The sequence below is a fragment of the Streptomyces sp. NPDC018045 genome (genome assembly GCF_044327445.1).
GTDB lineage: Bacteria > Actinomycetota > Actinomycetes > Streptomycetales > Streptomycetaceae > Streptomyces.
This window is the reverse complement of sequence record NZ_JBIRFL010000002.1, coordinates 224911-238480: the sequence shown is the minus strand read 5'-3', so window position 1 is coordinate 238480 and position 13570 is coordinate 224911. Positions and strand designations below refer to the sequence as shown.

At 72.9% G+C, this 13570-nt stretch carries 11 protein-coding genes; 3 read left to right on the top strand and 8 right to left on the bottom strand.

What is annotated here, in order from left to right:
- The first annotated feature begins 256 nt into the window (after positions 1-256).
- Positions 257-1201 (top strand): glycosyltransferase family 2 protein, encoded by a 945-nt coding sequence (locus ACH4EB_RS04980; RefSeq protein ID WP_398345911.1) that lies wholly within the window; start codon positions 257-259, stop codon positions 1199-1201.
- Between the two features lie 178 nt (positions 1202-1379).
- Here the strand turns inward: ACH4EB_RS04980 and ACH4EB_RS04975 are convergent, their stop codons facing one another.
- The 4 genes from ACH4EB_RS04975 to ACH4EB_RS04960 form a co-directional block, all read right to left on the bottom strand.
- A complete protein-coding gene (locus tag ACH4EB_RS04975; protein ID WP_398345910.1) occupies positions 1380-2612 on the bottom strand; it encodes a S8 family serine peptidase in 1233 nt (410 codons plus the stop codon).
- A gap of 711 nt (positions 2613-3323) precedes the next feature.
- On the bottom strand, positions 3324-4664 hold the full coding sequence (locus tag ACH4EB_RS04970; protein ID WP_398345909.1) for an ABC transporter substrate-binding protein: 1341 nt from the start codon (positions 4662-4664) through the stop codon (positions 3324-3326).
- Positions 4664-5461: a carbohydrate ABC transporter permease gene (locus ACH4EB_RS04965; RefSeq protein ID WP_398346418.1), complete on the bottom strand. Its 798-nt coding sequence runs from the start codon at positions 5459-5461 to the stop codon at positions 4664-4666. Before ACH4EB_RS04965 ends, ACH4EB_RS04970 begins: the two co-directional genes overlap by 1 nt.
- A 164-nt stretch (positions 5462-5625) precedes the next feature.
- On the bottom strand, positions 5626-6507 hold the full coding sequence (locus tag ACH4EB_RS04960; RefSeq protein WP_398345908.1) for a carbohydrate ABC transporter permease: 882 nt from the start codon (positions 6505-6507) through the stop codon (positions 5626-5628).
- A 695-nt stretch (positions 6508-7202) separates the two neighbouring features.
- Here ACH4EB_RS04960 and ACH4EB_RS04955 point away from each other — a divergent pair.
- Entirely contained in the window at positions 7203-8093 is an 891-nt protein-coding gene (locus tag ACH4EB_RS04955) for an aminoglycoside phosphotransferase family protein (protein ID WP_398345907.1), read from the top strand.
- Positions 8094-8122: 29 nt separating this feature from the next.
- Here ACH4EB_RS04955 and ACH4EB_RS04950 read toward each other — a convergent pair whose 3' ends face one another.
- Positions 8123-8893 carry an exonuclease domain-containing protein gene (locus tag ACH4EB_RS04950; protein WP_398345906.1) on the bottom strand — a complete coding sequence of 257 codons (771 nt, stop codon included), beginning with the start codon at positions 8891-8893 and terminating at the stop codon, positions 8123-8125.
- Positions 8894-9058: 165 nt separating this feature from the next.
- Between ACH4EB_RS04950 and ACH4EB_RS04945 the strand changes: the two genes are divergently transcribed.
- On the top strand, positions 9059-9622 hold the full coding sequence (locus ACH4EB_RS04945) for a sugar O-acetyltransferase (protein WP_398345905.1): 564 nt from the start codon (positions 9059-9061) through the stop codon (positions 9620-9622).
- A gap of 90 nt (positions 9623-9712) precedes the next feature.
- Here ACH4EB_RS04945 and ACH4EB_RS04940 read toward each other — a convergent pair whose 3' ends face one another.
- The 3 genes from ACH4EB_RS04940 to ACH4EB_RS04930 form a co-directional block, all read right to left on the bottom strand.
- The gene (locus ACH4EB_RS04940; protein ID WP_398345904.1) at positions 9713-10978 is read right to left on the bottom strand and encodes an SAV2148 family HEPN domain-containing protein; all 1266 of its coding nucleotides are present in this window, start codon (positions 10976-10978) and stop codon (positions 9713-9715) included.
- Positions 10979-11080: 102 nt separating this feature from the next.
- A complete protein-coding gene (locus ACH4EB_RS04935; RefSeq protein ID WP_398346417.1) occupies positions 11081-12202 on the bottom strand; it encodes a copper amine oxidase in 1122 nt (373 codons plus the stop codon).
- A gap of 391 nt (positions 12203-12593) precedes the next feature.
- The gene (locus ACH4EB_RS04930) at positions 12594-13424 is read right to left on the bottom strand and encodes a Tat pathway signal sequence domain protein (RefSeq protein WP_398345903.1); all 831 of its coding nucleotides are present in this window, start codon (positions 13422-13424) and stop codon (positions 12594-12596) included.
- Between the last annotated feature and the right edge of the window lie 146 nt (positions 13425-13570).

Sequence of the window (13570 nt, the reverse complement as noted above, 5' to 3'; positions counted from 1 at the left end):
GCGACACGCGACAGCCACACGGGCCCGGGGACACGACCGGGCACGCCCTGGGCGGTACGCCGGATGCCGGGCGCGCCGGCGGGGCGGCGAGCGCTGTTGCCGTGCGCCGGGCAACCGCTCGCCGCCCGGGCGTCCCCACCCACTCCGCACTGGGCGCTGTAGCCACGGGTCGCCTCCATCCGCCCCCGAAGGACGCCTCGGCGCCGCACCGGCGCGTCCGCACCGGCACGTCCGCACCGAACCGAGGAAGTCCCCCGTGACCGATCCGCGCACCACCGTCATCGTCATCACCCGCGACCGAAGCGACGACCTGCTGCACACGCTCGACCGGCTCGCCGAACTGCCGGAGAAGCCGCCCGTCATCGTGGTGGACAACGGGTCCACGGACGGCACCGCGTCCGCCGTCCGCCGTCATCCGCTCGTGCCGCGGCTCATCCCGCTGGCGCACAACACCGGTGCGGTGGGCCGCAATCTGGCCGCACGGGTGGCGTCCACACCGTACCTGGCGTTCTGCGACGACGACTCGTGGTGGGAGCCCGGCGCCCTGGCCGGGGCGGCCGACCTGCTGGACGCGTACGGGCGGCTCGGCGCGGTGACCGCGCGCATCATGGTCCACCCGCACCCGGACGCCCCGGAGGCGGGCGCCGCGCCGGGGGCCGGACCGGGCGAGCCCGTCGAGGATCCGATCGTGCAGGAGTTGCGGCACTCCCCGCTGCCCGCCCCGTCCTGGCTGCCGGGCCCGGCACTAGGCTCGTTCCTCGCGGCGGCCACGGTGCTGCGTACCGACGCCTTCCGGGCCGCGGGCGGCTTCTCGCCCCGGCTGGTACTGGGCGGCGAGGAGGAGTTGCTCGCCGCGGACCTCGCGGCGGACGGCTGGTGGCTGGTGTACGCCGACCGGCTCACCGTCCACCACCGGGCGTCGCCGCACCGCGACGCGACGCTGCGCCGGCGCCAGGGCATCCGCAACACCCTGTGGTTCACCTGGCTGCGCAGACCGCTGCCCGCCGCCGTACGCCGGACGGGCACCCTCGCCTCGACGGTGCCCCGGGACGCGGTGTCGGTACGCGCGTTCGCCGAGGCCGCCGGCGGTCTGCCCTGGGTGCTGCGGGAACGCCGCCCGCTGCCGCGGGAGGTGGAGAGCCGGCTACGGCTGCTGGAGGCGCCACAGCGGGAGTCGACGGCGCGACGCTACTGCGGCTGAGCCGGGCCGCCTCCGGGCCGCCCGTCCCGGTTCGCCCGGTCCGGGGCCGTCCCGGCCCGTCCGTACCTGGCTCGGCTCCGGCCCGGCCGTCTCCGGGCGCGGGCAGTACGACGCCGGCCGTCGCGCCCCGTGGGGGCGAGCGCGACGGCCGGCGGCCGGTGCCGAACGGGCGGTGAGGTTACTCGCCGACCTTCAGCAGCTTGTTGGGCGTGCCCTCGCTCGGGTTCTTGATCTTGTCGGGCGTGGCACCGTCGGTCAGCGCCTTGGCGACCGCGTCCGGCTTGGCGTCCTGGTGGGCGCTCAGGTAGACCGCGGCGGCGCCCGCGACGTGCGGGGTGGCCATGGACGTACCGGAGATGGTCTTGGTGCCCTGGTCGCTGTCGTTCCAGGCCGAGGTGATGTCCGAGCCGGGCGCGTAGAGGTCCACCGCGCTGCCGAAGTTCGAGAAGTCGGACTGCTCGTCGGTTTTGGTGCTGGAGGCGACCGTGATGGCCTCCTTGACCCGCGCCGGGGAGCCCTGGCCCGCGTCGGTGGACTCGTTGCCCGCCGCCACGGCGAAGGTGACGCCGGAGGCGACCGCCTTCTGGACCGCCGCGTCCAGCGCCTCGTCGGCGCCGCCGCCCAGCGACAAGTTCGCCACCGAGGGGCCCTTGTGGTTCTTGGTCACCCAGTCGATGCCGGCGACGACCTGCTCGGTGGAGCCGGAGCCCTGGTCGTCCAGCACGCGGACGGCCACGATCTTGGCCTTCTTGGCGACGCCGTGCGCCGTGCCGGCGATGGTGCCCGCGACGTGGGTGCCGTGGCCGTTGCCGTCGGTGGCGTCGTTGTCGCCGTCGATCGCGTCGAAGCCGGAGGAGGCGCGACCCTCGAAGTCCTGGTGCGAGGTACGGACACCGGTGTCGATGACGTACGCGGTGACGCCCTCGCCCGCGCTGTCGGGGTAGGTGTACTTCTTGTCGCCCTGGGTGTCGGCCTGGTCGATGCGGTCCAGGCCCCACGACGGCGGGTTGTCCTGGGCGCCGTCGATGTGGAACTTCTTGTTCTGCACGACCTTGTCGACGGCCGGGTCGGCGGCCAGCCGACGCGCCTCCTCGGCACTGAGGCCGGTGGCGGAGAAGCCGTTCAGCGCGGCGGAGTAGGTCCGCTTGACCTCGCCGCCGTACTTGCCGGCCAGGTCCTTGTTCTGCTCGGCCTGGACCCCGGCGCCGCGCACCGTGTTCTCAGAGTTCTTCAGCATGACGATGTAGCTGCCGTTGACGGCGCCCTTGGCCTCGGCGCCGTAGATCTTGCCCTCGGCGGGTGACGCGCCCGCGGTGACCGCGGTGGCCGTGGCGATACCGGACGCGGCGACCACGGCGGCTATCGCGGTGACGAGCCGCTTCTTGCCGGAACGCTTGTGAGCGTGAGCCATTCGAGGGTTCTCCTCGTTCAAGGTGTGGGGGGAAAGCGTTGCGCAACAGCCCGGACGGACAAGAAGATCTCCGCCGGGCTGGCTCGAAACCCTGTCGGATTGACGGGGTCAATTCAAGGCCGACCGGGCGTTGTGAGATAGGCAACAACCTTTCGTAACTGCAAAGGACCACAGAAGGGGTCAAAAACGCACCGCAGCCACCCGACGGCGAATCAACTCCGTTCACACGGCGGCAACATGGCGCACGTCAGGCGCGGTACGGACCTAGGGGTTACCGGCGGTACGGCACATCGGAACCCGAATGCCGGCACACCTGGCGGCCATTGCGAGCAAACAGGCAATCGCCCCCGCCGCTCACTTCTTCACGACTCAACAATCCCCGGCCGGCAAGCAACTCAACCCTCGGTACGCCGTCACCAAGAGTGGCCTCACCCACGCGCCCCTCCCTCTCGGGCGAACTCACCCTGCACGCACCGCATTTCTTTCGATACCCCGCGCGACACCCCGGCCGCGCCCCTCGTACACTTCTCGCCCCTCTTATTGGGAATGCGCCGATATTCCGTCATAGGCCGCCCGCTGACGCCAGCGGTTCCGCTGCGACGGGCACATCGCGGGAGAAGAAGCCGGCCCCGGGACCACCGCCGCCGGGTCACTTCCACTGGGCCGCCGCCACCGGGCCGCCGCCGTGGCCTGGCCGTCCCGGCTCCCCTCTCAGCGCTGATACCGGGCCAGCACCAAGTTCCCGTCGCGCACCAGCCGCTGCCGCAGCTCGTCCAGGTCGATGGCGCCGCTGTAGTACTCCTGGAAGCCCGGGGTGGCGATCTTGTCCTTCCACTCGGGGTAGCCCCGTACCGACTGTGCGGGGGCGGCGCGCAAGGTGCCGGCCAGGGCCGTGCCCGTCGACCAGCCGTATCGGTCCGTGTGGAGTTCCGGGGCCGTCAGCGCCTCCTGACCTGTCGGCAGCATCCAGTCGCCCAGGGCGAGGCGGACCATGTTGGGCGGCCGCAGCAGGAAGTCGACGAAGGCCATCGCCTCCTCCTTGCGGGGGCAGTCCGCCGCGATCGACAGGGTCTGCGGGCTGACGCCCTGGGCCGCGCCGCCGGTTCCGCCGGGCGCGGGCAGCACCGTCCACTCGAAGTCCTTCGGCGCCTGCTGCACGATCTGCTGCCGGTAGGAGAAGCCGAGCGGCAAGATCGCGTACCGGCCGGCGAAGAAGCCGGGGAGCGTGTCGGCGCCGCCCATGCCGAGGGTCGTACGGGCCGCGCTGCGGGCGACGTTGACCTGGTCGTGGATGGCACGCGGCACCACCTGGTCGGCGGCGTCGAAGCGGACCTCGGCCTTGCCGTCCGGGCGGCGGTGGAAGACGCGGCCGCCGGTGGTCAGGGCCAGGTTGAGCGTGGCGGAGACCGGTTCCTTCAGCGGCCAGGCGACGCCGTACCCGCCGCCGCCCGTCAGCTCCTTCGCCACCTCCCCGAACTCCTCCCACGTCCACGGGGCGCGCGCGGTCGGCACGCGCACCCCCGAACGCCGCAGCCGCACCTGGTCGACGACGAGGACGCGGGGCTCCTGGAGGAAGGGGACGCCGTACACCCGGCCGCCGAAGGTGCCGGACTCCCAGCTTCGCCGCGGGATGTCGTCCTTGAGGCGCCGCGGGAGGAGGCCGGTCAGGTCGGCGAGGTAGCCGCCGTAGGCGAAGTCTGCGAGGTCGTCGGAGGCGTCGTGGATGATGTCCGGCGCCTCACCGCCCTCGAAGGAGGTGAGCAACTGGTCGTGGACGGTGGGCCAGGCCCCTTGGACGTACTGGACGGGAATGTCCGGATGGCGCCGGTTCCACTCCGCGACCAACTGCTTGTTGGCGTCCACGGACTCCTTCTGCCAGGCCAGCGACTGGAAGCGGAGTACGCGCCGGCCGCCCCGACGTCCGGCGCCGCCCGAACAGCCGGGCAGCAGGGCCGCGGCGGGCACGGCCGCGGCGGCGGCGAGCAGCGCGCGGCGGCCGGGGCTGCAGCCGGGCCCGGTGCGCGGCCCGGGGCCACCGCGGGGCGCCGCCATCAGTTCTTCACCGCCCCGGCCAGCATGCCGCCGGTGATCCGGCGCTGGATGACGGCGAAGAGCACCAGGCTGGGCAGCGTGGCGAGCAGGGCCGCCGCGGCCAGCGGGCCGAGGTCGGCGACGCCCTCGGCCCCGAGGAAGTGGGTCAGCACGACCGGCATCGTCTGCTTCTCCGGCGATTTGAGCAGGACGAGCGCGAAGAAGAACTCGTTCCATGCGGTGATGAACGCGAACAGGACCGTGGCGACGATGCCGGGTGCCAGCAGCGGTCCGGTGACCGAGACCAGGATGCGCAGCCGGCCCGCGCCGTCCACCGCCGCGGCCTCCTCCAGCTCCGGCGGTACGGCCCGGACGTAACCGGTGAGCATCCACAGCGCGAACGGCAGCGACCACACGACGTACACCAGGACGAGCCCGGCCCGGGAGTCGACGAGGTGCAGGTTCTTCAGGACGAGGAAGAGCGGGATGATCACCAGGACCAGCGGGAACGCCTGGCTGACCACGACCCAGCCGGTCGCCGCCCGCGCGAAGCGGATACGGCGGCGCGCGAGGACGTACGCCATCGGCGTCGCCAGGACGACCGCGACCAGCGCCGAGACAGCGGCCGCGAGCAGGCTGTTGGCGGCGGCCTGGAGCAGCGGCTGCTCGTCGAAGGCGGTACGGAAGTTGTCCAGCGTCGGCGCTCGGGGGATCCAGGTGGGATGGATGCTGCCCAGCTCGCGCGGCGGCTTGAAGGCGGTGGAGACCAGCCAGAGGAAGGGGGCGGCGAGGAAGATCAGGTAGCAGAGGAGGGCCAGGTACTGGCCGGCACGGCCGACGGTACGACGGGTGGCCGGGCGGACCGGCGGGCGGAGCGTACGGGGAGTGGCACGGCCGGTGGCGCCCTCATGGGCACGGCCGGTGGCGGCGTCGGTGGCGCGGCCGGTCGTCGGGCGGCGGCCGGCCGGCGGGAAGTCGTGGGTCACCGGTCCTCCTCCCCTCTCAGCCGTCGTGAGAGGTAGACGGCCAGCAGGATCGCGATCAGCGCGACCATCGCCAGCCCCATCGCGGCCGCGTAACCGAACTGCCCGTACCGGAACGCCTCCTCGTACGCGAACAGCATCGGCAGCCGGGTGCGGCCGCCCGGACCGCCGTCGGTCAGCACGAAGACCAGCGCGAAGGAGTTGAAGTTCCAGATGAAGTTGAGCGCGGAGACGGCCAGGGCGACCGGCTTGATCGCGGGCCAGGTGACCGTACGGAACCGGCGCCAGGCTCCGGCACCGTCCATCGCGGCCGCCTCGTGCAGTTCCCCGGGGACGTTCTGCAGTCCGGCCAGGAGCGTGACGGTGGTCTGCGGCATGCCCGCCCAGACGCCCACGACGACCACGGCGAGCAGGGCGGTGGCCGTACCGCTCAGCCAGTCCCGGCCCTCGTCCGGGCCCAGCCCGAGGCTGCGCAGCGTCTCGTTCAGGACGCCCGCGTCCGGGTGGTAGACCAGCCGCCACATGATGCCCACCACGACCTCGGGCATCGCCCACGGGACGATCGCCAGCGCGCGGGCCAGCCAGCGCAGCCGCAGGTCCTGGCTGAGCAGCAGCGCCAGCCCGAGGGCGAGGAAGAACTGCGGGACCGTGACGCCCAGCGCCCACACCAGCCCGATCCGGAAGGAGTCCCAGAAGAGGGTGTCGTGGAGCAGGTCGGAGAAGTTGAGCAGGCCGACCCACCGGGTGCCCTGGGTACGTCCCGACTGCGCGTCGGTGAACGCCAGCCCGATGCCGTACAGCAACGGCCCCACGCTCAGCACCAGGATCGGGATCAGCGCGGGCAGGACGAGGAACCACGTCCCGTGGCCGCCCCCGGGCACCGGCCGTCTCCGCGGCGTCCCGTCCGCCCCCTCCGTCCCCTCCGTCCCCGTACGCTCCTGCTTCGTCCCCGTACGTTCCTGTCCCCGTCCGGGACCGTCTCGATCCAACGCCACTCCCCCGCTTCCGTTCACCCCGGACGGCACCGCCGACCGGGCAGATTCCCGCCCAGGACGGCTGTGACCACCACGAACGGGCCGCACGTTCCCGGGCGGAACAGGGCAGGCGGCCGCCGTCATCGTCGTGACGGTGGTCGGCGCAGTCAAGCACCCGCCCCCTCCGGCCCGGCCCGTACCACGCCGCACCCCGGCCAAAACCCGTCGGACCACCCCGAAGCACACGGCACCGGGGCCTGGCCGGGCTCCCGCCTCTGCCGTCCCTGCGCCCTTTGCCCCCTCCCCTCTGCCCCTGTCCGCCCCTGTCCGCCCCTGCCCCCGGCCCCCCTGCCGCCTGTCCCCTGCCCCTCCCCTCCGTCCCTCCCCTCTCCCCCCGTCCCGCCCCGCTCCCCCGTCCCCTCTGTTCTGTTCCTATCCCCTCCCCCTCCCCCTCCCCCTCCCTCTGTCCCCTTCCGCCTCCCCCTCCTCCAACCCCACCGCCCTGTCCCGCCCCCTACCCGCCCACCGTCCGGATCCGCACGGCCCGGCGGGGCGGGGACCTGCGAGACTGGTACCGATCACGCACCGCAGGAGGCGCCCCGATGACCGCACCGAGCACCACTCCGTTCACGGAGGCGCACGCCCGGGGCATCCTGGCCGCGGCCGGACGGCCCGACGCCGCCGCCGACGCCCGGCTGCTGTCGCTCGGCGAGAACGCGGTCTTCGCCACGGGCGGCAACGGTCCGGTCGTACGGGTCGGGCGCAGCGCCGAACTGCTGGAGCGCGCCGAGCGGGAACTGCGCGTCGCCATGTGGCTGGCGGATCAGGGCGTGCCGGCCGTCCGCGCGGCCGAGCCGACGGCCCGTCTGGTGAACGGGCACCCGGTCACCTTCTGGGAGCGGCTGCCGGACCCCGTACGCCCCGCCGAACCGGCCGACCTGGCCCCCTTGCTGCGCCTGGTGCACGCGCTGCCGGAACCGCCGTTCGCCCTCCCCCGGCGTGAGCTGCTGGGGGGTGTGGAGCGCTGGCTGCGGCTGGCCGGCGACGCGGTCTCGGCGCGGGACGCCGAGTATCTGCGGGGCCGTCGCGACGCGTTCGCCGCTGCCGCCACCGCGCTGGAACCGCATCTGCCGCGCGGCCCGGTCCACGGTGACGCGCTGACCCGTAATGTCCATGTGGGCCCCGACGGCCCGGTGCTCGTCGACCTCGAAACGTTCTCCTCCGATCTGCGGGAACACGATCTCGTCGTGATGGCTCTCAGCCGCGACCGCTACGGCCTGCCCGCCGAGGCGTACGACACGTTCGTGCGGATCTACGGTTGGGACGTCCGCGACTGGGAGGGCTGCGCGGTGCTGCGCGGCTCGCGGGAGACGGCCAGTTGCGCCTGGGTCTCCCAGCACGCGCCCGGCAACCCCGCCGCCCTCAGGGAATTCCGTCGGCGCATCGCCTCCCTGCGCGACGGCGACACCACCGTGCGCTGGTATCCCTTCTGACCCTCCGGCGGCCCGGCCCGGCCCCGCCCTCAGCCACCGCCGCGCGAGGACGACGCCCGGGCCGGCAGGTCCCCGGCGCGTTCGCGTGACCGCTGGTACGGAATGAGCGGCCAGGCCGCCTCGACTATCGCCGCCGGGTCACCGGAGCGGCGCAGATACCGCTGGAACGAGGCGGCCTGCTCGGCCGCCGCCTGCTCCTGGAGGGCGTGCAGCGCGGCCGGTGCCGTCCCGGCGACCTCCGGATGCCGCTCGCCGATCCGGCGCGCCACACCGGCCGCGGCCACCGCGTCCGCGCCGGCTTCGTGTGCGGCCTCCAGCGGGACGCCGTAATGCCCGCAGAGGGCCTTGAGGGTGCGCTTGCCCTTGCGGTAGCGGTCCACGTGCTTGTCCAGCACCAGTGGATCGATGACCGGAGCGGGCTGCCGGCCGAGCCGCTCGGCCAGGGTCGGCAGGCCGTACCGGCGGCATTCGCGGTCCAGCAGCGAGAGGTCGTACCGCGCGTTCATCACCACGAGCGGGAAGCCCGCCTCCAGCGCCGCGGCGAGCGCGGTGGTGATCTGCTCGACCCCCTCCGCCGCCGCCTGGCCGTGCGCCCGCACATGAGCGGTCGTCATGCCGTGTATCGCCGCCGCCTCCTCGGGCACCGGGACGCCGGGATCGAGCAGCCAAGTGTCCCGCACGGCCTCCCGGCCGTCCGCGTCCAGCCTTATCAGCGCGGCGGTGACGATGCGGTCCCGCTCGACGTCCGTGCCGGTGGTCTCCAAGTCGAAGCTGACGAGCAGCCCTTGATGCCAGCCCATGACGGCCTCCTTCGGTGTTGCTTCCCCCGTGTTCCCCTACTCTCCCACGCGACACTGACAACGCCCCGGCACCCGCCGGACCTCCGACGGCCCGGGACCGCGGCGGGACACGCCTCGGTCGGGCGGGACGCGCGACAATGCCCTCAAAACGGCGAGAGGACTCCCGTGGGTGAGAACAAACGGCTCATGCTGGCCGGAGACTGGTACATCCCCGACGACCCCGAACTGCTCGCGGACACCGAACGCCGCATCGAACTCTGCGCCGCCTACAACCGGACCGGCCCCCGCGGGCCGCGTACCGCCGAGCGCCGCGCGATCCTGCGTGACCTGCTGGGTTCGGTGGGTGAAGGGGTACGCATCCGGCCGCCCTTGAACTGCGACTTCGGCTACCACATCCGCATCGGTGACCGTACGTTCATCAACTTCAACGCGGTCTTCCTGGACGCCGGCCCCATCACCATCGGTTCCGACGTGCAGATCGGGCCGAATGTGCAGTTGCTGACCCCGACCCACGAACTCGGCCCGGACCGGCGCCGGGCCGGCTGGGAGAAGGCCGAGCCCGTGACCATCGGTGACAACGTCTGGCTCGGCGGCGGGGTGATCGTCTGCCCCGGCGTCGGCGTCGGCGCGGACACGGTGGTCGGCGCGGGCGCCGTGGTCACCAAGGACCTGCCCGAGGGCGTGCTGGCGGTCGGCAACCCGGCCCGGGTGATCCGCCGGCTGTCCTGACCCCGGCCGGGCGGCCTCGACCGGCTTCGCACACCATCCGGTACGGCGACGGAAGGCGGACGCTTCCGGGCGACGCTGTGGCCGCGCCCCTCACGACACCGGCCGCGAGTCCGCCCACACGTTCTCGAACTCCTCCCGGTATGTCTCGAAGAGGCCGTGGTCGTCGTCCCGGTCCGCCTCCTGGCGCAGCACCTCGCGGCCGCCGCCGCGCAGGACGAGGACCGGCGACTCCATGCCCCGGCTCCGCCGGAGGTACGTCTGGACGACGGCCACGCCGTCCGGGCCGTCGCCGTCCACCAGGTAGGCGGTGAAGCGGGGTGTCTCGTCGAAGACCTGGATCTCGAAGGCGCCGGGGTCGTGCAGCCGGGCCCGTACTCGCCGCATGTGCAGGATGTTCATCTCGATGGAGCGGCTCATCTCGCCCTTCTTGAGGCCGAGTTCCCGCTCGCGGCGGCGGACCGCGCTGCTGGCGGGGTTGAGGAAGAGGAGCCGCACGCGGCAGCCGGACTCCGCGAGGCGGACCATGCGGCGGCCGGAGTAGTTCTGTACGAGGAGGTTGAGGCCGATGCCGATGGCGTCCAGCCGGCGGGCACCGCCGAAGAGGTCCTCGGCGGGCAGTTGCCGCTGGAGGCGCACCCGGTCGGTGTGGACGCCGACGACGTCCGCGTACCGGTCGCCGACGAGGTCCTCCACGGCGTCGATGGGCAGCCGTCCCGCGGTGCGGGTGCCGATGCCGGAACCGAGTATTTCCAGCAGCCGGGCGGAGGCCCTCTCCGCCTGGGCGAGGACGGTGCCGGTCAGGGCGCGGTTGCGGGAGACGATGTTGCGCGCCACCTCCAGCTCGTCGAGGGCCAGCTCCACCTCCCGCCGGTCGTCGAAGTACGGTTCGAAGCACGGCCAGTGCTGCACCATCAGCTCGCGCAGTTGCGGGAGCGTCAGGAAGCTGAGGATGTTGTCGTCGGCGGGGTCGAGCAGATAGCCCTTGCGGCGGCTGACCTCGCGGACCGCGACCGCCCGCTGGACCCATTCCTGGCCGGTGGGCCCGGCGGCGGCGATGACCCACTCGTCGCCGTGCACCGGTTCGTAGACCGGGCCCAGCACGGCCGCCACGACGGCGCGCAGCCGCTGTTCGACGAGGTTCAGCCAGATGTAGGCGCGCCCGGCCCGCCGGGCGCGGGTGCGCACCTCGCTCCAGGCCTCGGCGCCCCAGTCCAGCTCCGCGCCGATCTCCATCGGCCGGGCCAGGGACACCGCCCCGGGCGGGGCGTCGACGGAGCCGCCCTCGTGTCCCTCATGACTGTCCTGGCCGTCGTGGCCGTCGTCACCAGGGGGCAACTCCAGCCCGCCCGAGCTCACCTGCGCACCGCCTTCCGAACCCCCGTGCCAACGATCAAGGCAGACTACTGCGGGTCCGGGAGGCGGTGCAGCAGGATGGATCGAGTCCCCGGTCAACTGCCCTTATTCGGCGTGACCGTTGTGTCCGGAAAGCTCGGGCGGAGTGAGCGGATTCATAGCGGTGACGTCCCGCGGTGCGAGCTGGAAGCCCTGCCAGTGGACGGGCATGGGCTCCTGGTCCTCGTCCCGGGCGATGTGGTGGTATCCGATGTTGACCCACGCGATGGGGTGGCGGAGCGGCTGTCCGTTGACCCACCGGTCCACGCTGGTGCCCGCGCCGGCTCCGCAGTTCGCCAGGTTGTTGCTGGCGAACTGCTCGCACTTGTTGTACTCGGTGAAATACACGTCGTGCCGGGTGAAGGCGCGTCCGGTGTACTTGCTGGAACGACCGGGGACGATCTCGTACGACCGCGGATGACCGTCCTTGTTCTTGCCGATGGTGCTGACCACCCGCCACCAGCGGGTCGGTCCGGCGTCCCCGGCCAGTTCCTCGGCCACCGGCGTGCGGACCGTCTTCGTCCGGGGCGTCTGCCCGCCGCCCTGCTGGGTGGTCGTCGAGTCGAACTGCTCGACCCGGTTGGCCGACGAGCCGTCCAGGCCGAAGTTCAGCCGCCAGAAGACGTTGTGGCTGTGGCTGGTGGCGTAGTCCTTGGCGCCCTTGCCGATCGGCCAGCCGCGGCCGTCGCCCGCGTCGTAGTCGGCCGGCGAGAGCGTGCCGGTCGCCCCGACCCGCATGTTCATCGTGCCGTCCGCGGAGAAGCGCCATTCGACGATGTATTCGTACCACCCGGTCTTGTTGACCGTGTAGACGAGCAGGTCCTTGCCCTGCACCTGCTGGATCCCGGAGGTCTCGCCGGGGTAGCGGCCCAGCCGGTAGGCGTGGCCGCGGGCGCGCGTGGTGACGCACAGCCCGTTGACGTCCGGGTGCTCCGGGTCCCAGGCGCCCGGCACCTTGACCGATTTGATGGTGCCGCCGGGGCACTCGCCCGGGTCCAGCGTCTGGAGCCCCTGGGCGAAGCTCTGCCCGGTGAGGTCGTCGTACTCGTTGCCGCCGTCGTCGTACGGGACGTGGATCTGCGCCAGTTTCGCGCTGGTCAGCACCTGGATCGGGCGGGGCTCGCGCTTCGGCTGGTACGAGACGTTGTCCAGGACCAGCCCGGCGTTCGCCTCGTAGTGCCAGCACATACGCCAAGTGGTGCCGCCTTCGAGGGTCTGCGTGATGCTGTACGGGGTACTGCACCCTGCGGCGGTGGACGCGGGCGGGGCCGCGGCCCGGGCGGCGGCCGGCCCGGTCGTCAGCGCGGCCGTACCGAGCAGCAACGGCGCGGCGAGCAGTGCGGCGCGCCGGACCCGTGCACGGTGGGTACGGGCGGGGGTACGGACAGGGACACGGGCACGGCCGTGGTCGACGTGGGCGCGGCGGAAGGGTCTTTCGTGCATGGATACGCTCCTGTACGACAGTGATACGGAAGCTTCGGAGTGCGCGGGAGGCGCGGGACCGGCCACGGAGCGCACGACCACGGTCACGCGCCCGGGTGCGGCCGGTCGCGCGGGCGCCGCCCCGTACCCGGACGGCTCAGTCCAGCCGGCCGACCGTGCGCGCGCTCAGGTCGACGACATAGCGCCGGGTGTCGATCCACTGGCCGTTGCGCACCTTGGTGAAGAGCCGGACGCAGCGGTGCTCCCCACAGGCGCGCAGCCGTTCCGGAGCCGGGCCCTCCGCCTGCCCCCGGTAGACGAACCCCCGTACGGCGAGCTGCCCCGGCCCGGTCAGCTTCTCGCCGGTGGCGTGTTCGTAGTCCTTCCGCAGCCCGGCCCCCTCGGGCGCGGCGATCAGCAGCCCGGCCGCGGTCTCGCTCTCGGCCCGGTTGGGCGGCGGCTGGACGCCGTGCCGGCTGTCGGTCTGCTCCACCTTCCCGGTCGTGAGGTTGACGGTCTTGCTCACGTACGCGTCGGACCGGTAGTCGTAGAACGACACGTTCGCCCGGCGTGGCGGGTCGGCGCGGCCGGTCTCGTCCGGGCCCGGCTCGGCCAGGTCGGTGGTCAACCGCTCCGGGCCCACGCCGCCCTTGACGTCCTCGGTGGCGCCGCGGAACGTACGGGGCGCGGCGAGGTCCTGGGCCCGCGCCACCTCGTCGTCCGTGAGCGGGTCCCGGCCGACGCCTCTGCCGCCCTCCTCGGGGGCGCGCTCCACCGCCCCCGGCCGTATCCGCGGTGCCTGGCCCGTTCCCGCCTCCGGCCCCTCGGCCGCGGCGGCCCGGCTCCCCCCGGCGGCCGCCCCCGCGTCCCCCGGCAGGGTCACCGCGGCCAGCGCGGCGGTACCCGCCAGCGCCACGGCCGCGCCCGCCACCAGCTTGCCGAGGTGGCGGTGCATCAGTTCGCGCACTGTTCCCCCCTGCTGCCTCATGGTGCTCAGCACATATCGGTCGCCCTGTACGACGATCCGACTTCGCCGCGGGTTGCCCGTCTTTCAGCGCAGATCGCGCGAAAAACCAGCCGTATTGGGCAGGTTGGAACACGGGACGATCGCAGCACCGTACGCAGCAATCGAAC

Coding starts and splice junctions, on each gene's coding strand:
- ACH4EB_RS04975 (WP_398345910.1), bottom strand. CDS start 2,612: ATGGCTCACGCTCACAAGCGTTCCGGCAAGAAGCGGCTCGTCACCGCG.
- ACH4EB_RS04955 (WP_398345907.1), top strand. CDS start 7,203: ATGACCGCACCGAGCACCACTCCGTTCACGGAGGCGCACGCCCGGGGC.
- ACH4EB_RS04935 (WP_398346417.1), bottom strand. CDS start 12,202: ATGTGCTGGCACTACGAGGCGAACGCCGGGCTGGTCCTGGACAACGTC.
- ACH4EB_RS04930 (WP_398345903.1), bottom strand. CDS start 13,424: ATGAGGCAGCAGGGGGGAACAGTGCGCGAACTGATGCACCGCCACCTC.
- ACH4EB_RS04950 (WP_398345906.1), bottom strand. CDS start 8,893: ATGGGCTGGCATCAAGGGCTGCTCGTCAGCTTCGACTTGGAGACCACC.
- ACH4EB_RS04970 (WP_398345909.1), bottom strand. CDS start 4,664: ATGGCGGCGCCCCGCGGTGGCCCCGGGCCGCGCACCGGGCCCGGCTGC.